The following is a 17,340-nucleotide window of genomic DNA, read 5'->3' on the forward strand; positions in this document are numbered from 1 at the left end:
CAAGTGCGATGACGAACCTTCATTGGCATGCAGTGATGATCTGTCGGTCTCACGATCGCTTGGCTTTTATGAAGGCGCTAGAAGACATTAGGCTGAATTCAGACTTCTACTTCAAAACACTGGTAGACACTTTGGATTTCCGTGGGTGGGATCCGTCGAAGGATGCTAGCTACATCACTAAAGCCCATGTGAAGGCTTTGGATGTCGCGACTCCTGGCACCGATGACCTCTGTATCTACCCAAACCCGTCCGCCACCGGTCGGTTGGGTTGGGGCTACCGTAATAAGCATCTCAGGTCTTCACAGGGCGTAGCGAAGCTTATTGCCGGTCTGAAGCGTGATCAGCACACTGCATGTCGGTATGCTTGGCTTCACGGGTCTGAATACTGAAACTCAAACGATGGAGGACATGATGTCCCGAGACACCCTGAAATGGGGTGGGCAGCTCCCCGATCTTCAAGCTGCAATCGCCCGCATTGGCTTCATAGGCCACTGGGTCGAACAGGATGACAAATGGCGGTTCAACGGCGACGCTGGCGAGGTGATTACCTGGTACCCAAAAACTAAAACTGTCCAGGTACAAGGTACCAATCATCCAAGGGTCCGCGCGCGTGTCTTGACTGGACTCGTCGGTGAGCGCAACACCTTAGATTTTGGCGATGAATGAAGTCGCCTCGCTCACTTTCAAAGTCTGTGTTGGGGTGGATTCCTGCCAGTCCGCTTTGCGGCAGCGAACCGGCAAAGCAGACTGAAAGTCGTTAACCCTTTTATCTTGCAGCAACGGCACAATTCAGTAGCGCCTTACCATCTCGGCAAGCGACGGCAGTAACCGCCCACGCTCCGGCAGCTACGGTGCCGACGGTCGGCGAACAAAGGTGCTGAACTGAAACTTTTGGCTTGTTGACCACGGTGTCAGGTGATCGTGCCAGCGGGTATCGATCAGCTTGAAATCGTCGCCGAGCGTATCAGTAAGGCTATCGGCATCATGTCGCGCTACGGGAAGGCCGCTGCATTTTTCTGGACCATCCAGTGCGAATGTGCCGATGATAACGTGCCCGCCAGGGTCAATTGCGGCCCTCAGACGATCCATGTAGCCCTGCCGCTGGGCTGGCTCGGTCAGGAAGTGGAAGGCGGCGCGGTCATGCCAAACGGCATATTTCTTGGACGGCGTCCAATCGCCGGCATCAGCAACAATCCAGTCAACTTGGTCTGCCAACGAACCAAGGTGCGTTCTCGTCATTTCCAGAGCTGCGGCTGAAAGATCCAAGACCGAGACATCCGTATGGCCAGACGCTAGCAGATGGTCGACAAATCGGGAAGCACCACCCCAATGTCGAGAACTGCCATGGCTGGTGTCGCGCCGATCAGACGCAGTAAATCCATGGAGGGTTGAGGCTCCTCCTGGAACCAACTCACCTGGTCTTCACCCTTGCTGGAGTAGACGGTCTGCCAATGCTCTTGCCGCTCGATCGCCATCAGTTTCCCGTCTCCGGCTTTTGTGTAACTGGCTCGCAAAAGACCTTGTAGAGCGTTGTGAGCACTTGGGTGACCGGTTCGGAAGCCAGTCGATAAAAGATCGTTTGGCCATCGCGCCGCGTTTTGACCAGACCCAGAGCACGAAGCTTGGAGAGGTGCTGCGATAGCGGTGACTGCTCCAGTCCCACGATGCGCGAAAGCTCGCTGACATTGAGCTCCTGTTCCAGGAGATTGCACAGGATCAAAAGGCGTCGCGGATTTGCCATGGCGCCGAGGAGCTTCGCCGCTTCTTCAGCCTGGGGTTCGAGGTCAGCTATGTTCATCAGTCGGGTCGTTCCGTTTTTCACGGTTTACATATTAGAATATTCGAATATACGTATCAATGCCGTTTATTGGCGGCCCAACCCGTCAGCTGTAGCGCAAGATAGGATCATGATCACCACATTCACAGCCCTGGAAACGCTGCTCGGCGGTTCGTTGATCGGTATTGCCGCTGTGGCCCTGATGTCCCTGCACGGCCGGATCGCTGGCATGACAGGCATCTTGACGGGCCTCCTTATGCCCAATGGCAACTGGGATTGGCGACTGGCGTTCCTTGCCGGCGCAATCGCTGCGGCTGCGCTGTTTTTTTGGCTCAGTGGCGTGGACGTAGCGTTGCAAGCTGACTTGCCTGCATGGGCCATTGGTATGGGAGGATTGCTGGTCGGCATCGGCGTCACTTTCGGTGGCGGATGTACCTCGGGTCACGGGGTCTGAGGCATTGCCCGTCTTTCGCTTCGATCCACCGTCGCCACGGTGACCTTCATGCTTGCGACCTTTGTCACCGTCTTCGTCATCCGTCATATGCTGGGAGGACTATAATGGTCCGGATCGTCTCTGCGGCCATGATCGGCCTGGTCTTTGGAACCGGTATTGTCATTTCAGGCATGGCCAATCCTGCCAAGGTCCTGAACTTTTTCGACGTGTTTGGTACATGGGATCCAAGCCTCGCGCTCGTCATGGCATCGGCATTGGCAGTGACACTGGCCGGATACCTATTTGTCTTCCGACGCCTTGCACCCCTCTTCGGGAGCCAGTTTCACTTGCCGACCAAGCGTGATCTCGACCTTCCCCTGATCGCAGGTTCTGCGGTGTTCGGCATCGGCTGGGGCATTGCCGGGTTCTGCCCCGGGGGCGCCATACCAGCCCTCGGCCTCGGTCATACGCAACCAGTGCTGTTTGTTGTCACCATGACGGGCGGCATTCTGGTGGCCAGTTGGCTGAAGACGGTATCAACCCGTCGCCAATCTATTGCCTGATAAGGAAGGAGAGTTTCATGTCCGACCAGCCCATCCCGTTTTCACCTGACTTGACCCTCGTCCCCGAGGTCCTCCCTTTCTTTGACGAGCAAACCAATACCATCAGCTATATCGTCAAAGATCCGCATTCTGACGCCTGCGCGGTGATCGATTCCGTACTCGATTTCGACTATGCGTCCGGTCAAATCACCTATGACGGTGCCGACAGAATTGTCAGTCATGTTCGTGACAATGGCTGGACCCTGGAGTGGCTGATCGAAACGCATGTGCATGCCGATCACCTCTCGGCCGCCCCCTATATCAAGGCACAATTGGGTGGTCAGTTGGGCATAGGCGAGCATATTCGCACCGTGCAGGATACGTTCGGTAAGGTCTTTAACGAAGGCACCGCGTTCCAGCGCGACGGTTCCCAATTCGACCGACTGTTTCGGGATGGAGACAGCTACTCTATCGGCTCGATGACGGCCCACACCTTGTTCACACCCGGGCACACCCCGGCCGATATGGTGCATGTCATCGGCAATGCCGCCTTTGTGGGGGACACTCTGTTCATGCCCGATGGCGGCTCGGCCCGCGCCGATTTTCCTGGCGGCGATGCGCGCACCCTCTACCGATCGATCCAGCGCGTCTTGAGCCTGTCCTCTGAGATGCGCCTGTTCATGTGCCATGACTACGGGCCCAATGGCCGCAACATCCAGTGGGAAACGACCGTTGGCGAACAACGCGCTCATAACATCCACGTCGGTCACGGGACTTCCGAGGATGAGTTCGTGCGTATGCGCGAGGAGCGCGACAGCAAGCTCGCAATGCCCAAGCTGATCATTCCATCCCTGCAGGTGAATATGCGTGCGGGCGGGCTGCCGCCGGCAGAGGACAATGGTCAGACCTATTTGAAAGTGCCGATCAACGGGCTTGTTGGCCCAAAGGATTAGACCATGACCATTCAGAAGATCGACGAGCATTTTTCGCAAAGCCCACAGATCCTGGCCGAGGATATGAAATCCATCTCGGAAGCCGGCTTCAAGGGGATTGTCTGTGCGCGCCCAGACAATGAGGATTCTGGCCAGCCGTCTTTCAAGGACATTGCTGAAGCGGCAAGCCGTTTTGACCTAAAGGCCTTCCATATCCCGATCTCTGGTCGCGCCACCGAGGACCAGATCGACCAGTTCAGGCAGGCCATAGCCAATACGGCTGGCCCGGTTCTCGGCTATTGCCGCTCCGGTGCGCGCGCTGGCAATCTCTATTCCGCATCGCGCTGATCATTGAGCAATGATGGTTCTCGAGCCTTTGCAATATCTGCTCGGCACCCTGTCCGGCGGTCTGGTGGGATTTACCCTGGGCCTGTTCGGCGGCGGCGGCTCCATCCTTGCCGTGCCGCTCATGGTCTATGTCGTGGGTGTTCCGGTCGCCCATATGGCCATTGGAACGAGCGCTTTTGCTGTTGCGGCCAATGCTGCCGCCAATCTGGTTTTTCATGCCCGAAGGGGCAATGTGATCTGGCGATGTGCCCTGATGTACACCGCCGCAGGGATTGCGGGCGCCTTTGCCGGGTCGACGCTGGGCAAGGCGATGGACGGGCAAAAACTTCTGTTCCTGTTTTCCGTTCTCATGCTGGTCGTGGGGGTGTTGATGTTCAGAGGGCGTCGCAACCTTGGCGCCCCGGGCGCAACCTGCAATCGGGAGAAAGCGCCAAAGGTTGTCGCCTATGGTGGGCTGACTGGATTGTTTTCAGGGTTCTTTGGTATCGGCGGCGGCTTTCTGATCGTGCCGGGCCTGGTCGCCTCTACCGGAATGCCGATCCTGAATGCGATCGGCTCCTCATTGGTCGCCGTGACCGCCTTTGGGCTCACAACGGCGGTCAGCTATGCATTGTCCGGGTTTGTCGACTGGCCGCTGGCTGCAGTCTTTGTTGGGGGTGGTGCGCTCGGTGGCCTGATCGGCGCGCGGGTGGCGGGTGCCCTTGCCACGCGAAAAGGGCTGCTTAACATGGCGTTTGCCGCACTCGTCATTGGTGTCGGCTTTTACATCTCGGTCCAGACCATTGGCAGCTTTGCTGCATAGGCGCTGCCGCTGAGACTGGCACAATCCATAAGCCGCCGCGCCTTCTGTATGCCTGTGGGCTACAACGTCACCGTATCGCCGGGATTCTTGAGAGAATGAAACACGATCCCGGCTTTGCGAAACCATTGGTCGAACGTTGCGTGACGCGTATCGACAAAGAAGTCGCGTGCGTATCCATCATGAACCGGAACCACCGATTTTGGTGAGAGCATGCGGACGAACTCGTAAACTTCAGTTTCTGTCAGGAAAGGCGCCATGATCGGCACTATCAAAGCGTCAAGCCCCTTCCATTGATGTAGTCGCTCATCGAAGCTATCAGCGACATGCAATATTCGATCATCGATCAGAAATGCGGTGACTTGAGGGATTTGTTCTTCAAGGATTGGCTGGTGGGGGACTGCGATCGGAAGCAAGCTGATTTCACCTGCATCGACCGGCTGACCGTCCGTGGCCACTTGGACCTTTATGCCCTTTGATCCAAGCGTTGCCGCTACCTCAACGTTGCCGAGCACGCGCAGATTTTGACTGGCGACGAGCTGTCCAACCGCATCGACATCAAGATGGTCGGGATGGGTATGCGTTATGACGATCCAGTCCAAGCGCCCAAAATCGGCTAGCCTGACCCTATCCTCGTTGAACGAGAACTTGCCCGGATCAAACAGCACTCTTGTCCCAGCCTTCTCCAGGAGGAGGCAGGAGTGGACAAATTTGGAAAGATGGATTGCCACGCCGCACTCCTCGGGGTTTCACAACCCGTTTAGGCATCAAATGAGAATGCAGCGCCCCAGGGCGCTGCATTCGGATTACATCGCGCCGGCTTTAACGACCTGACCACGAATTTCACCATCGGGGAATTTTGCGGTGTGCACATTGAAGTACCACATGCCGGCGTCAAGATCGGCGGCCTGCGCCTCGGTCAGAGTAGCCTCGCCCTCAATCGGACTGGCCAGCGGACCGTCGATCGGCACTACGGGCTTCGCATTTTCGCCAACAGCCGCTGGTCCGTGGAAGTGGGCGGCGGTTGCATCACCCGTCAGGCCTTCATAGCTGACCGACCAGGTGAGCTTCATGGTCTCGGTATCGTAGGTAATGTCCGACATGCCAGTTGCCGTTGAATCGGTTGCGGGGACTTCCTCCCCAGCCGTAAGATCGGCCTTGTACTTGACCATTTCCGCGAAGGCTGGAGTTGCGCTCATAAGCGCAATACCGCCCGCCACGATCGCGGCGTAAGAAAGCATCTTCATAATTTTCTCCTCATGCGCGGTGAGCCGCGCGCTTGGACAATCGAGGCAGGGAGCGGTCGTTCCATCACGTTCACTGCCCTCACTATCAGCCGCTCGCCTTCTCGTCTGCAAGACAGGGTGCCATGAAAAGCCTACCCGCCCACGCACCGGCGAAAGTCCTGACCATCACCACCGTCCAGACCACTGCCAAGCTCGCGACCAGCACGCAGCCAAGGATGTGGAGGGCGTCGATAGGGAAGATGCTCTCGAGACGCAGTGTGGCAACGGCATAGACGCCAAGGGGGAAGGTATAGCCCCACCAGCCCAAGTTGAATGGGACGTGGCTGCGGAAATACCGAATGGTGATCATGGCGGCCATTGCCGTCCACCACACGCCATAACCCCAGAACAGCACACCTGTAAGCAGGCTGGTGCCGCCAATTGCCGCTGCATAGTCACCCAGCCCGTTGGCAGCCAGAACCGCCGGGCCGTTCTGGGCAAGTAGCATCATGCCAAGGGCGCCCGTCGCTATGGGGCCAAGGGCCAACCAGCTCGAGGCGGCCATACTGACATGCGGCAGTTTGTGGATCGCCATCCGGAGGACAAGGATCACGATAATGCTCATGGCGAGCGGCACCGAGCAGGCCCATAGCACATAGCTGGTGAGTAGAATGGTGAGTTGTGCCGCGCCATCTCCGACATGCGGCAGCAGCAGGCCTCCACTGGCGGCAGCCACCTCGCAGGCGACAAAGGGCAGTAACCAGATAGCCGTCATCTGCTCCATGGCATGCGCATGCCGTGTAAACATCAGAAACGGGACACCGAGGCCCACCACAAGGGCGATAGCTGCGTCTATCCACCAAAGCGTCTCGGCAATCTGTACTGCGGCGTCGCCCAACGACGGTATTCCAAATAGCAGGAAGCCGTTGATGATGGTGGCAAGACCCATTGGAATGCAGCCCAGAAACATCGACATGCTCGAATGATCGAGAATGCGCCGGGCACCATCGAAGTAAACAATCCAACGGGCCGCGTAGGCCACGCTGAACAGCAGGAACAGACCGATGTTGAATAGCCATAGAGCTTGGCCCGCCTGATGCAGGACCGCGATATCGGGGAACTGGCCAAGGCCAATCGCCAGGATACCTGTGCCCATGGTGGCGGCAAACCAGTTCGGGGTAAATTGACGGATCACTTCGCTTGGATGGTCGAGAGCGGCCAGCAAGCGGGGGCGATTGGCTAAGGTGTCCATGGTCATCAATTGTCTCCTATAGAGGCGACAATACGGGTCTTAGGACGATCACTCCAACGGAACGTTTCTGTCGTTTCAATCGATAAAATCGAACACTCAAATGTCCGCAGCTTTGGCGAGAGTGGCTATCATTCCGGCGGCGATATCGGGCGCCGTGTTGACGTGGGGCTGGGATGCCCGATTGGGAAGATAGGAAAGCGCCCCAAGACAAAGGGGGTCAAAGCATTCGCGGTTCTACCGGCCGGCACGATAGCGCGCAGTCTGGGGAGGTTTTCGAGCAGATCGAGGCTCTGGGCTACGCCTGCTTTGATATCCGGTACCGTAGGCCGTTGTCGTCTGGGCGATAGCCAAGGCACGATATTCCAGAGAATGATGCGGGTACGGACAATGCCCGCCGCCGTCAGGAACCGACGCAAATTGGCAGCCGTGCCGGTAGGATTGTCGATGGAAACGAAACGCACTGGGGAAGTGCTGGGTCCGGGTGTTTCGAGCAGGATCAGGAGTTCTGCTTCAACGCCGCCATCGAAAGGGTCGAAGTGGGGCACGCTTCGTCCATCGCGCTCCAGATTTTCGCGAAACGCTTCAAGAGCCGCCATGTGAGGTGCCGTCAGGAGCGCAAGACGAGGCAACACATTCGCCTCGCCATCCAAAGTGGTTTCCAATCGGAATTTCGGCATCGTCAGTGGGTAATCGCGATGATGACAATCACCGCACCACCGATCGCGAGCCCGATCGGCATAACCGCTGCCTGCAGGAACACCTCCTTGCCCTTCACAAGACCGGTAGCGATATCGACAGAGCCATTCCAGAATTGAGCGAAGCTGCGGCCCGTGGCATGGTCTGGCGTCATGTCACGCCCCATGACGGCGCTACCGACCATCAGCCCGAAAAACATTACGGCAATGAAGGTCACCGCTGTTAATTCCATGAAGCTGCTGTCCGATCCAAAGCCCAGCCAGCAGACCAATAGGAAAAATGCCGTAGCGACCAGCGGCATGGCAACGACCGCGGGATGTACCGAAGTGTCGGGAAGCAGATTGCGGCGTGTGGCCTGGGTTTGTTTTGCATGGGTTGGAAACGTAGCCATTTGGGCCTCCTTGTTTCGTTGCGACAACCATGCGCGTATAAAACCTATCTGATCCAACGCTAATTTCGACATATTCCGTTCGGGAAAATCTATCGATTTACTGCCAGGTCAATCAGGGCATTTGCCGCACGCGTGCGGAAGCGCTCCTTGTGGTGCAGGATGAAAAAGCTGCGCTGTCTGGCAAAGCCGTCCACGACGACCAGCGACCCGGAAGCAATGCGCGACCGGGCTACCGACAGAGAGACCAGCGCGGCACCAAGCCCAGCTTCAACCGCGCCCAACACGGCTTCGTTGCCTGGCAGCATCAGCGCGACTTTGACCGAGACATCCTTCGTCAGGTCATTAAACATGGCCCGCGTTCCCGAGCCTTCTTCGCGGACGATCCAGTCGACGTCCGTCAGAATGGGCGGTGTTGCTTTTGCCCAAGAGTGAGCCGGGGAGATGACGACGACCATCTCATCCTGGGCAAAAACTTGGGCACTCAAGGTTGCCCGATTGACGACACCCTCTACCAGCCCAACTTCGGCTTCACCACTGTCGACGGCATCGGCAACCTGATCGGTATTGGCAAAGCGGACATCTACATCGATATAGGGATACTCTCGTCGGTATTGTGCGAGATGCTCGGGCAGCCAGTAGCTCGCAATGGTCTGACTGGCCATGACTGACAATGTCCCACGTCTGAGACCAGACAGGTCGTCCAGCGCTGCTTCCGCGGCCTTTGCACGATCGAGCACAGCTTTGGCTTCGGGCAGAAATGTGCGTCCGGTTTCGTTGAGGATGATGGCCCTGCCCACGCGATCGAACAGCGTAATGGCGTGGCGGCTTTCCAGAGCCGATATCGCAGAACTGACCGCAGACTGGGTCATGTGCAGCGCTTCAGCGGCGCGGGTAATGTGTTCGCGCTCGGCCACGGCGATGAAGATGCGAAGTTGTTCGAGGGTCAAGGCGAAAGGCTCCGTTCTTTGCAAATACCTTAGACACTCACCGAGATGGGCACATCATCGAGCTGCGAAAATAATCTGAAAGCCGATGGAATAATCGGGAGCGCGCGGGCGTCTCTGGCGCATCGTTTAATCGAGGAGACTCAAATGCCGCGCATTCTCTCACTTGCAACTGCCGCTATAATTGCCTTGTCGACCGCCAGCGCCGCCCTGGCTGGGCCGGCGCTAGACATGGCCCAGACCCGCATCGATGCCATTGCCAAGGGTGACATCGACACTGTCACCGGCGCCTACAGCGCCGACGCCACGCTGGGCTGGGTCGGCGGTCCGCTCGACGGCACCTATAACACTCCCGAGGCCATTGCCGAGGTTTGGACCAAATTTGCCACGGCACAGGGCGAGCAGACCGTTGAAATGGGCGATGCCTGGGAAGCGACAAATCCAAAGGGGTCGACCGTTGCGGTCAATGTAACCTTCAAGGGAGCCATGACGGTTCCCGTGCTTTATGTCCTGACCTATCGCGACGGTAAGCTGGTAGACGAGATTTGGCAGGTCAATCCGCCGGCACAATAAGTCAAGGTCACAGGGGCCGTGCACGACCACACACGGCCCTAGCCGTCTGGAAAAGCCATGCAATCCATGGATGACCGCCTTGAAGCAGAAATACCGGCCTTGCGCCGGTATGCGTTCGCCTTGCTGCGCGACCATGCCGCCGCGGACGACTTGGTGCAGGACTGTCTGGAGCGCGCGATGTCGCGCTGGCATCTAAAGCGCCCTGATGGGCAATTGCGTGCCTGGCTTTTTACCATCATGCGCAACATGCACATATCCGACCTGCGGCGGCAACGTCGCCGTGGCTGGCATGATGACATCGACGACGTCACCGTGCCCGGGACCCGGGCCGGACAGGAAGATGGGCTTGCCGTTCGTGATATCCTTGATGCGCTTGACCGACTGCCCGAAGAGCAGAAGTCGCTGCTGCTGCTCGTCGGCGTTGAAGAAATGACCTATGACACTGCCGCCAAGGTCCTTGGAATTCCCGTGGGCACAGTCATGTCGCGTCTTTCCAGAGGACGCGATCGTTTGCGCGCTATGCTTGACGGCCGGCCGGCGCCAGGCTTGAGAAGGGTCAAGTGATGCCGATCGGGGAAGATGATCTTCAGGCCTACATCGATGGCCGTCTTGATGCTGATAGGCTCACTGTCGTCGAGGCCTATATCGCGGCCAACCCTTCGGAGCGCGCCAAACTCGATGCCATGCGCGCGGATGTTTCGGATTTGCGCAACAGGCTTGCAGCAAAAGCCGACGAACCCATTCCCGCCCATTTGCGTATCAGCGCCATTCGGCAGCGAGCGGCGGGAAAGCGCCAAACAGCCTTCCGTCAAGCCGCTGCCGCCGTCGTGCTTATTGGGGCGGGCGCCTTGGGCGGCTGGCTGATCAAACCTGATCTGGCCACTCGACAGCCGGCTCCCCTCCTGGTGGCGTCAACCGCCACCGATGCCTATCGGACTTTTGTAGTCGAAGTCGTCCATCCGGTGGAAGTCGGCGCCGACGACGAGGCTCACCTGATCAAATGGCTGTCCAATCGCACGGGTGTGGAGCTGCAACCGCCGGACCTGTCTTCTTTTGGCTATACGCTTCTTGGTGGACGCGTTTTGCCAGGCGGTTCGGCTGCCGCAGCGCAATTGATGTACGAGACCCCAGCCGGGGAACGTCTGACGGTATTCCTGCGACCCGGCGCGACGGGTCAAACCGGCTTCACTTTCGAGCAGGAAGGTGAAGTTTCCAATTTCGTATGGGTCGACCGGGGTTTCGATTTCGCCGTTACGGCAAAGCTCGACCGAGCCGCATTACTGCCCATTGCAACTGCCATCTACCAAGATCTGATATAAGGACAAAGGACCACGCATGATTTTCTCCCGGCCTGTTCGCCTCGCGGTAACGACATTTCTGTTGGCTTCAACCTTGGTTGGTCAGGTCTTTTCCCAAGACTTGCTGTCACCGGCTGGCCGACCAGATCGTCCCGCCGGTTCGGCGGATGCCCCGGTGACGCTGATCGAGTATTCCTCGCCGACATGTGGTCACTGCGTGACCTATCACCGCGACGTAGCGCCGGTCATCAAGGCTGATTATGTCGACACCGGCAAGGTGCGCCTGCTGTTCCGCCCCTTTGCACGCAATCCGGTCGACGCAGCCATTTTCATGCTGGCCGAGGCACAGCCGGATGCCAACTATGACCGTGTGGTCGACGCCTTCTACCAGCGTCACGAAGAGCTGGTTTCTGCCCCGAATGTAAAGGCTAAGCTTGCGGAGATTGCTGCATCTGTCGGCATTGAGCAGGCCGCGTTCGAAGCAATACTTGCCGACGAGGGCGCGTTCACCCCAATCCAGGCTCTCGCCACCCAGGCTATCGAGGACTTTGGGCTTGAAGGCACACCGACCTTCTTCGTCAACGACGAGAAGATTGTCGGCGGGATCTCTGCCACCGACATGTCGGCTCTGATCGAAGCCAAGCTCGCCACGAACTAATCCCTTGGAAGCTCATGAAGGCCGAATTTCCTTCTTGAGCTCTACTCTCTTGGATTCGTATTCAGCTTCCGACTTCTTGTAGATGTCCCGCGTCGCTTTGTCGGTGATCGGATCGTTCACCTTTTTTGCGGTTGCGCGACTGCATCACGCCATATGCGAGTGCAGCCAGCAGCAGGACGGCGCCAACCACATAAATGATTTCCTGCGACATTTGTCTTTCCCTTCTGGCCTGTTTTCAGAGTAACCGGTGGCTGCCGCAATGCGTTCCTAACATCGCGACAACCTTGATCGGCCTTTAGTCTGTCAGCGGGTCCAACCCTCGGTGGCCATGAGCTCCTGAGCTTCAGCCGATACCAGAAAATCTAAAAACTCAGCGGCCTCAGGGTCGGCATCCGGCGCCATGGCGACATTAACGTCGCGCCAGATTGAACGCTCAGGCGCGAGCTCAACGGCTTCCAGGACGTCGGGATTGGTGACTGGCCAATTGGGCCAGGTGATCCACGCATCTGCGTCGAGTTCCTTGAAGGCATCGAAGCTGGCGCCGGAGCCGTTCTCGAACGCGACAATGTTGGCTCGGAATGCGGCGACATCTTCAAGGTTGCCGAGGCGACCCGCAATATCCTCCCAAACGCCCGTGCCAGACGTGTTGGCCACGCCGGCGCCTTCGGTCACAACGATCTTGATCCCGTCAGCCAAAAGGTCTTCGAAGTTTTCTATGCCCTTGGGATTACCCGCCGTGATCGCGATGACGGCAGGCCGAATGTAGATGGGCGTCACATCGGCGCTGTCGAACATGGTATAAGTTTCGAGATAGGCGGTCATGGTCTGCTCGGACGTGCCCCACAAAATGTCTGCATCGGCCATCGCCTGTTCGGACCATGTCTTCTCCGGCCCAGCTACGATCTTGACCTCTGCGCCACCCTGGGCCTGCCAAGCATCGGCCACCTTCTGGAATGCGGTATCTGGCCCTCCGGCCCCATAGAGAGTGATAACGCCATCCTGGGCATTACGCGGGGCGTCTTGAGCCGTGGCAGGCACGATAATCGACATTGATGCTATGAGCGCGGCGTGCAGTCGCATGGAAATCTCCTGTTGCAGCTTGAGCTGAACCAAGGAGACGCCGGAAAGATCAGAATCCTTCCATGTCAATCGTTCACCAGTCCGTGAGGTAGAAGCCCAAAATCTTCTATGAGATATTTCAAACGCGCACTTCGTCGCCGCCTCGTTCGCGGGTCGAATAGGTGGCGTAAAGTAGCCCAATGAAGAACACCGCAATGGCGCCGACCATTACCCATCCGGGAACATGCCCTGTCGAAGCCTGAGCTATCAAGGCGGCCAGCGACCGTTGTGGATCGAGATGCACTCCGGTTTGCAAGTCCGGTTATGCTATCTTCAAAATCCACGCCACCAACAGGATGAGATACATCCAGATATAGTTACAGCGTAAGCGACGGCCCATTGCCCGCCAGAATGTTATTCGGAATTTGCGATGACGAAGATCCTGAGCCAGCATTTCCAGCCACGGACCTGGTTCGGTCGTTGTATCAGGTCCAAAGAACTGACCAAAATAATGGCGTTCGAATTGACGGACGCGCATGCGGTACACATCGAAAAAGCGGTACCGACGCGCTTCTGCTCCGAGCAGCAGTGAAACGATGACCATGGCAAACATCACCAAGCCGTGGTGAACACTCGGCGTCGAAAGTGTGACTGAGAGCATGGCGGCTACAACAGTGATTGTCCAATTGGTGGTCAGAGCGAGACGTGAGCGCCGAGCATTCAACCTGCCCATTTCGGCCCGATAGTAATGGACCATAGCCGTCGTCGCCTCCGACGCGGAGATTGGTAACGACGGCGCAGACACCGGTTCCTAAGGCGAGTCATCTGGCGAGGTTTCAATTTTTCCTCGATGGTCAAAGGAAACCACCCAAGTAGGTCACGTTCCAGTTAGCTGTGAGATGTCTGCTTTCGGGAAAATGTGGAACGCCCGCAACGGCCGAAATGGGGTCGCTAGCGGACGAAGGTTGAGCAGGAGGGAATGGCGGCTCACGACCCCATTTCGGTCACGGCGAGCAGCTGGGAAAATTTCCGAAAGCAGACGCTCAGAACGCGCCTGAGCCGGCTTCAGCCCAGGGGCGTGACAGGATTATGGCGCGGCGACCAGCGCAAGCGAAGTCGCCGGTCACCCCTAACGTCCAGTAGATCGCGGCTCAGAGCCATATCTCCACTCCGACCGTAATGACAAGCCGAAGACCACTGCGGTACGCGGGACGATTTTGGGCAGCTGTCCCAACCGCTCGACGTCCACCAATGAAGTTGCGCGGGAGAGTGCCAGCAGATCGGAGACGTGGATCAGAACGGTGCAGCAGATGACCAGACTTCCGACGATCAGGTTTAGCCACATGGGTTCTTCTCCCCGAACGGGTCGAGACTATCAGCAGTACCGGTGCGTTGTGGAGAATGGGCAATATCGGCCAGAGTGGCTTGGTCGGTAACGCGCAGGAACGTCATGAGAGCGGTGTCGAGAACGGGAGCGAGACCACATCCGGGAGCAAGTGAGCAGTCTTGACCCGCCATGCATCCAACCAGTTCGAAGTCAGGTTCCGTGACGCGCACGACCTGGCCGACAGTTATGCTTTCCGCCGGTCGGGAAAGGGCAAGTCCTCCCGAACGCCCCCGGCTCGTCTTGAGTAGGTTCGCCTTGGCGAGACGATGCGCGATCTTGGTGAGATGGTTGATAGGGATGTCGAGGCGCCGGGAGGCTTTCGCTATGGTGGTTCGCTTCCCGGGAGTCTCCCGCGCCAGATCGATCAGGAGCCGGAGCGCGAAGTCGGTGAATTGGGTCAGACGCACGAGATACTCCCTGATGGGAACGGCCCCGCCGAAGCGGGGCCGTCGTCCTGACTACTGCGCGGTGATCTCGGGGACGGCCATGCCGTGCGGATGCTCCGCGTTCGGCATATGCGTCAGCAGTTCGCCGTCGGGCGCGGTGACGACGGGCTGGGCGGCTACGTAGTCGTAGAAAGCGCCGTGCAGGGTCCAGTAGCTGCCGGCGATGATCACCAGAGCGGCGAGTAGGCCTGCAGGAACGCTGCCGATGGCCGGCACCAGGCCCTTGAGCTTGAGGCCCGACGGGGTCGGATCGGCGGCGATCAGGAACAGCGTGCCCATGATCAGCGCGTGGCCGACGAGGTCGATGCGGCCGAAGGGATAGACGGCGGCCGTGAAAATGATGATCAGCGCGATCGCCGACAGCCGGCGGATGAGTGCCGTCCAGAGGAGACCGAAGCCCATGGTGAACTCGGCGACGCCTGCCATCGGGATGAAGGTGTCACGCGGCATGCCGAAGGTCAGGAACGGACGCTCTTCCACCAGCGGGTGGAACCACTCCGCATAGGCGAACTTCTCGAGACTCGACCACATAAGGGCAATGGCCACGCCCCAGCGGAGCACCGCGAAGCGGTATTGGTAGTACTTGCTCTCGGGGAAGGCTGCCAACGCCAAGTAGCCGGCCACGCCCACGCCCAGCGCCAGGTAGTCGAGCAGGTGGAAGAAGTCGTAGTCGCGTAGCGCGATGACCCAAAGCCCGATGATGCCGGCGGCGGCCAGCGGCATGGTCTTACGCGAGAACACCAGTAGGGCGATCAGCAGCTGGAGCCACGATACCCATTCGTTGGGCGTCTGCAGGTCCGGCGTGAGATATACGCCGCCGACCGCGAAGATGGCAACAAAGAAGGCGCCGATGATGGCCCTCATGAAGTCGTCCGAGCGGAGCCACAGGGGACTCGTGAAGCGATCCAGCACTGTACCGATCGTCGTGCCTGCCGGGCTGCGTTCCACCACGACGGTCACCGCGAAAAAGACGAGTACCAGCACGATGCCCATCCAGAACCAGCCGTTGGCCAAGGTCTCGGAGATCGGTGCCGGCGCCGCGCCGACAACATATGGCGCGAACCACTTCACGTGTGCATGCGCCGGCGTCGCGGCGAGGAGGGCCGCCACCGTGGAAACGATGGGGGCACCGACAGCAAGCCGGCCAAGCCGTCCCCATCCCGTTCCCTGCGTACCACTTCTATCGAGAGTCACTTTAAGCTCCATCTGTTGCTGCATCCCTGCAGGTGTGGACACTTAAACATGCACTGCCGATGCATGTTTGATCTGGATCAAGCGCAAATCCTTTTCGTTGGTGCAAGGTTGCCGAAGTGAAGGAAGGACCGAAGAGATGAACTACCTGAGTTGGGCTGCGGCAGCCGTACTCGCCGCGGCATTCGTCGGCGCGCTGGTGGTGCGCGACCAGCCCGCCAACGTCGCGGCGGCCCTGCCGCTTCCGGACATCTGCGGCGACGCGCATGCCGACCACGGCGAAGCCTCCATGCAGGAGCACATCGACATGATGGCGACTTCCGCGGACGAGGGCCATGCCGCCCTGCTGCAGACCATGGAGCCGATGCACTCCGATATGATGCGCGGCATGACAGCGGAAGACTTCCAGACGGCGTTCGTCTGTTCGATGATCCCGCACCATCAGGGAGCGATCGAGATGGCGCAGGTCGCCCAGCAGTTCAGCGACGATCCTTGGATCAGGATGTTCGCGCAGGAGATCATTACCACCCAGCAGGTGGAGATCGCCGAGATGCAGGCGTGGCTGACCCGGGAAGCTGCAGGTGCCGGCGCCGGTCGGACCGAGTAATCATCCATACCCTCGAAGAAAGGACAGGCAGCAATGTTCGCACACATCATGATCGCTTTCGACGGATCGGACCTTGCCGGGAAGGCTTTGGACCTGGGCCTTCAAATGGCGAAGCCGAACGGCTCCAGGGTGACGGTCGTCACTTCCACGGATCCGATCGAGACCGGTCTCGGTACCGGCGGCTTCGGGACGATCGACGCCAAGTCCCTGATCGACAAACTGGAGGTGGCCTACTCTGCGGAGGCCTCCGGCATACTAAAGGCCGCCCGTGCCAAGGCGGTCGCCGCTGGTATCGAGATGAACGATGCCTACGTCCCCGGGATGCGCGCATCCGATGCCATTCTCGAGACGGCAGAAAAGCTTGGATGCGACCTGGTCGTGATGGGCTCACACGGGCGGAGCGGGCTTCAGCGGCTCATACTTGGAAGTCAGGCGGCGGCGGTGTTGGCGGCATCCAAGGTGCCGGTGCTCATCGTGAAATAGGCATGCGGTCGACGCGCCTTCCGCACTCCGCACAGCAGGGGATGCTGATAGATCGCGACCTGACGGCGGAACGGCTCTTTGTGTCGCGCGGGCGCTACGTCCGCTCGCACAGATTACGCCAAAACGGACTGGCAGAAAGTCACCCTAGAGTGGTGGTCTGCGTCTGCTGAAGAGGTCATCAGGGAAATCAAGCGGCTCCTCAAGATTGAAAAGAACCCACCCACTGTTACCCGTGCCAAAGGTCGCCTCACGCGGCGCGGTGGCTTCTTGAAGAGTACGGCCTCGTCACCGACGACTA

The 17,340-nt window shown here is 58.6% G+C and carries 26 protein-coding genes; 12 read left to right on the forward strand and 14 right to left on the reverse strand.

Annotated elements, in window-relative coordinates; genetic code table 11:
• Nucleotides 1–336: 336 nt before the first annotated feature.
• Nucleotides 337–666, forward strand: a complete 330-nt coding sequence (locus JI748_RS15005; protein WP_201632450.1) for a hypothetical protein — start codon at nt 337–339, stop codon at nt 664–666.
• A gap of 180 nt (nt 667–846) precedes the next feature.
• Here JI748_RS15005 and JI748_RS15010 read toward each other — a convergent pair whose 3' ends face one another.
• Genes JI748_RS15010 through JI748_RS15015 form a run of 3 tightly spaced genes read right to left on the reverse strand, consistent with a single transcriptional unit; the run spans nt 847 to nt 1,798 of the window.
• Complete coding sequence (locus JI748_RS15010) at nt 847–1,266, reverse strand: class I SAM-dependent methyltransferase (RefSeq protein ID WP_325166880.1); 420 nt, start codon at nt 1,264–1,266, stop codon at nt 847–849.
• A 26-nt stretch (nt 1,267–1,292) separates the two neighbouring features.
• The gene (locus tag JI748_RS17575; RefSeq protein WP_325166881.1) at nt 1,293–1,475 is read right to left on the reverse strand and encodes a hypothetical protein; all 183 of its coding nucleotides are present in this window, start codon (nt 1,473–1,475) and stop codon (nt 1,293–1,295) included.
• Nucleotides 1,475–1,798 (reverse strand): ArsR/SmtB family transcription factor, encoded by a 324-nt coding sequence (locus JI748_RS15015; protein WP_201632453.1) that lies wholly within the window; start codon nt 1,796–1,798, stop codon nt 1,475–1,477. Before JI748_RS15015 ends, JI748_RS17575 begins: the two co-directional genes overlap by 1 nt.
• Nucleotides 1,799–1,907: 109 nt before the next feature.
• Here JI748_RS15015 and JI748_RS15020 point away from each other — a divergent pair, with 109 nt between their 5' ends.
• The 5 genes from JI748_RS15020 to JI748_RS15040 all read left to right on the forward strand — a co-directional run bounded on the left by JI748_RS15020 (nt 1,908) and on the right by JI748_RS15040 (nt 4,834).
• Nucleotides 1,908–2,231, forward strand: a complete 324-nt coding sequence (locus JI748_RS15020) for a YeeE/YedE family protein (RefSeq protein ID WP_325166882.1) — start codon at nt 1,908–1,910, stop codon at nt 2,229–2,231.
• A gap of 104 nt (nt 2,232–2,335) precedes the next feature.
• On the forward strand, nt 2,336–2,773 hold the full coding sequence (locus JI748_RS15025) for a YeeE/YedE family protein (RefSeq protein WP_201632456.1): 438 nt from the start codon (nt 2,336–2,338) through the stop codon (nt 2,771–2,773).
• 17 nt (nt 2,774–2,790) lie between these two features.
• The gene (locus tag JI748_RS15030) at nt 2,791–3,705 is read left to right on the forward strand and encodes an MBL fold metallo-hydrolase (RefSeq protein WP_201632459.1); all 915 of its coding nucleotides are present in this window, start codon (nt 2,791–2,793) and stop codon (nt 3,703–3,705) included.
• A 3-nt stretch (nt 3,706–3,708) separates the two neighbouring features.
• Nucleotides 3,709–4,032: a TIGR01244 family sulfur transferase gene (locus JI748_RS15035; protein ID WP_201632462.1), complete on the forward strand. Its 324-nt coding sequence runs from the start codon at nt 3,709–3,711 to the stop codon at nt 4,030–4,032.
• A gap of 13 nt (nt 4,033–4,045) precedes the next feature.
• Entirely contained in the window at nt 4,046–4,834 is a 789-nt protein-coding gene (locus JI748_RS15040) for a sulfite exporter TauE/SafE family protein (RefSeq protein ID WP_201637403.1), read from the forward strand.
• A 59-nt stretch (nt 4,835–4,893) separates the two neighbouring features.
• On the opposite strand, the gene JI748_RS15045 is transcribed toward JI748_RS15040, so the two are convergent.
• From JI748_RS15045 to JI748_RS15070, 6 genes are all read right to left on the reverse strand, one after another.
• Nucleotides 4,894–5,562 (reverse strand): MBL fold metallo-hydrolase, encoded by a 669-nt coding sequence (locus tag JI748_RS15045; protein WP_201632464.1) that lies wholly within the window; start codon nt 5,560–5,562, stop codon nt 4,894–4,896.
• 75 nt (nt 5,563–5,637) lie between these two features.
• Nucleotides 5,638–6,078, reverse strand: coding sequence for a CHRD domain-containing protein (locus JI748_RS15050; protein WP_201632467.1), 441 nt, complete (start codon nt 6,076–6,078; stop codon nt 5,638–5,640).
• A gap of 85 nt (nt 6,079–6,163) precedes the next feature.
• Nucleotides 6,164–7,315, reverse strand: coding sequence for a TDT family transporter (locus tag JI748_RS15055; RefSeq protein ID WP_201632470.1), 1,152 nt, complete (start codon nt 7,313–7,315; stop codon nt 6,164–6,166).
• A gap of 122 nt (nt 7,316–7,437) precedes the next feature.
• Nucleotides 7,438–7,971, reverse strand: a complete 534-nt coding sequence (locus tag JI748_RS15060) for a uracil-DNA glycosylase (RefSeq protein ID WP_201632473.1) — start codon at nt 7,969–7,971, stop codon at nt 7,438–7,440.
• 17 nt (nt 7,972–7,988) lie between these two features.
• Nucleotides 7,989–8,396: a hypothetical protein gene (locus JI748_RS15065; protein WP_201632476.1), complete on the reverse strand. Its 408-nt coding sequence runs from the start codon at nt 8,394–8,396 to the stop codon at nt 7,989–7,991.
• An 89-nt stretch (nt 8,397–8,485) separates the two neighbouring features.
• Complete coding sequence (locus tag JI748_RS15070; RefSeq protein WP_201632478.1) at nt 8,486–9,343, reverse strand: LysR family transcriptional regulator; 858 nt, start codon at nt 9,341–9,343, stop codon at nt 8,486–8,488.
• Nucleotides 9,344–9,487: 144 nt separating this feature from the next.
• Here JI748_RS15070 and JI748_RS15075 point away from each other — a divergent pair, with 144 nt between their 5' ends.
• The 4 genes from JI748_RS15075 to JI748_RS15090 all read left to right on the forward strand — a co-directional run bounded on the left by JI748_RS15075 (nt 9,488) and on the right by JI748_RS15090 (nt 11,869).
• Nucleotides 9,488–9,913, forward strand: a complete 426-nt coding sequence (locus tag JI748_RS15075; protein WP_201632481.1) for a nuclear transport factor 2 family protein — start codon at nt 9,488–9,490, stop codon at nt 9,911–9,913.
• Nucleotides 9,914–9,970: 57 nt separating this feature from the next.
• On the forward strand, nt 9,971–10,477 hold the full coding sequence (locus JI748_RS15080; RefSeq protein ID WP_407644926.1) for a sigma-70 family RNA polymerase sigma factor: 507 nt from the start codon (nt 9,971–9,973) through the stop codon (nt 10,475–10,477).
• The gene (locus JI748_RS15085) at nt 10,477–11,232 is read left to right on the forward strand and encodes an anti-sigma factor family protein (RefSeq protein WP_201637407.1); all 756 of its coding nucleotides are present in this window, start codon (nt 10,477–10,479) and stop codon (nt 11,230–11,232) included. Before JI748_RS15080 ends, JI748_RS15085 begins: the two co-directional genes overlap by 1 nt.
• 61 nt (nt 11,233–11,293) lie before the next feature.
• Nucleotides 11,294–11,869, forward strand: coding sequence for a thioredoxin domain-containing protein (locus JI748_RS15090; RefSeq protein WP_201632483.1), 576 nt, complete (start codon nt 11,294–11,296; stop codon nt 11,867–11,869).
• 61 nt (nt 11,870–11,930) lie between these two features.
• Here the strand turns inward: JI748_RS15090 and JI748_RS15095 are convergent, their stop codons facing one another.
• From JI748_RS15095 to JI748_RS15115, 5 genes are all read right to left on the reverse strand, one after another.
• Nucleotides 11,931–12,080: a hypothetical protein gene (locus JI748_RS15095; protein ID WP_201632485.1), complete on the reverse strand. Its 150-nt coding sequence runs from the start codon at nt 12,078–12,080 to the stop codon at nt 11,931–11,933.
• Between the two features lie 92 nt (nt 12,081–12,172).
• Nucleotides 12,173–12,949 carry a substrate-binding domain-containing protein gene (locus JI748_RS15100; RefSeq protein WP_201632488.1) on the reverse strand — a complete coding sequence of 259 codons (777 nt, stop codon included), beginning with the start codon at nt 12,947–12,949 and terminating at the stop codon, nt 12,173–12,175.
• A gap of 301 nt (nt 12,950–13,250) precedes the next feature.
• Nucleotides 13,251–13,685 (reverse strand): DUF2270 domain-containing protein, encoded by a 435-nt coding sequence (locus JI748_RS15105; RefSeq protein ID WP_233280547.1) that lies wholly within the window; start codon nt 13,683–13,685, stop codon nt 13,251–13,253.
• A gap of 578 nt (nt 13,686–14,263) precedes the next feature.
• Nucleotides 14,264–14,722: an RrF2 family transcriptional regulator gene (locus JI748_RS15110; RefSeq protein WP_201632491.1), complete on the reverse strand. Its 459-nt coding sequence runs from the start codon at nt 14,720–14,722 to the stop codon at nt 14,264–14,266.
• Between the two features lie 51 nt (nt 14,723–14,773).
• The gene (locus JI748_RS15115; RefSeq protein ID WP_233280548.1) at nt 14,774–15,955 is read right to left on the reverse strand and encodes a hypothetical protein; all 1,182 of its coding nucleotides are present in this window, start codon (nt 15,953–15,955) and stop codon (nt 14,774–14,776) included.
• 67 nt (nt 15,956–16,022) lie between these two features.
• Between JI748_RS15115 and JI748_RS15120 the strand changes: the two genes are divergently transcribed.
• On the forward strand, nt 16,023–16,559 hold the full coding sequence (locus JI748_RS15120) for a DUF305 domain-containing protein (RefSeq protein ID WP_210338810.1): 537 nt from the start codon (nt 16,023–16,025) through the stop codon (nt 16,557–16,559).
• Between the two features lie 33 nt (nt 16,560–16,592).
• The gene (locus JI748_RS15125; RefSeq protein ID WP_201632496.1) at nt 16,593–17,042 is read left to right on the forward strand and encodes a universal stress protein; all 450 of its coding nucleotides are present in this window, start codon (nt 16,593–16,595) and stop codon (nt 17,040–17,042) included.
• Nucleotides 17,043–17,340 lie beyond the last annotated feature (298 nt).

It is taken from the genome of Devosia rhizoryzae (assembly GCF_016698665.1).
Classification (GTDB): domain Bacteria; phylum Pseudomonadota; class Alphaproteobacteria; order Rhizobiales; family Devosiaceae; genus Devosia; species Devosia rhizoryzae.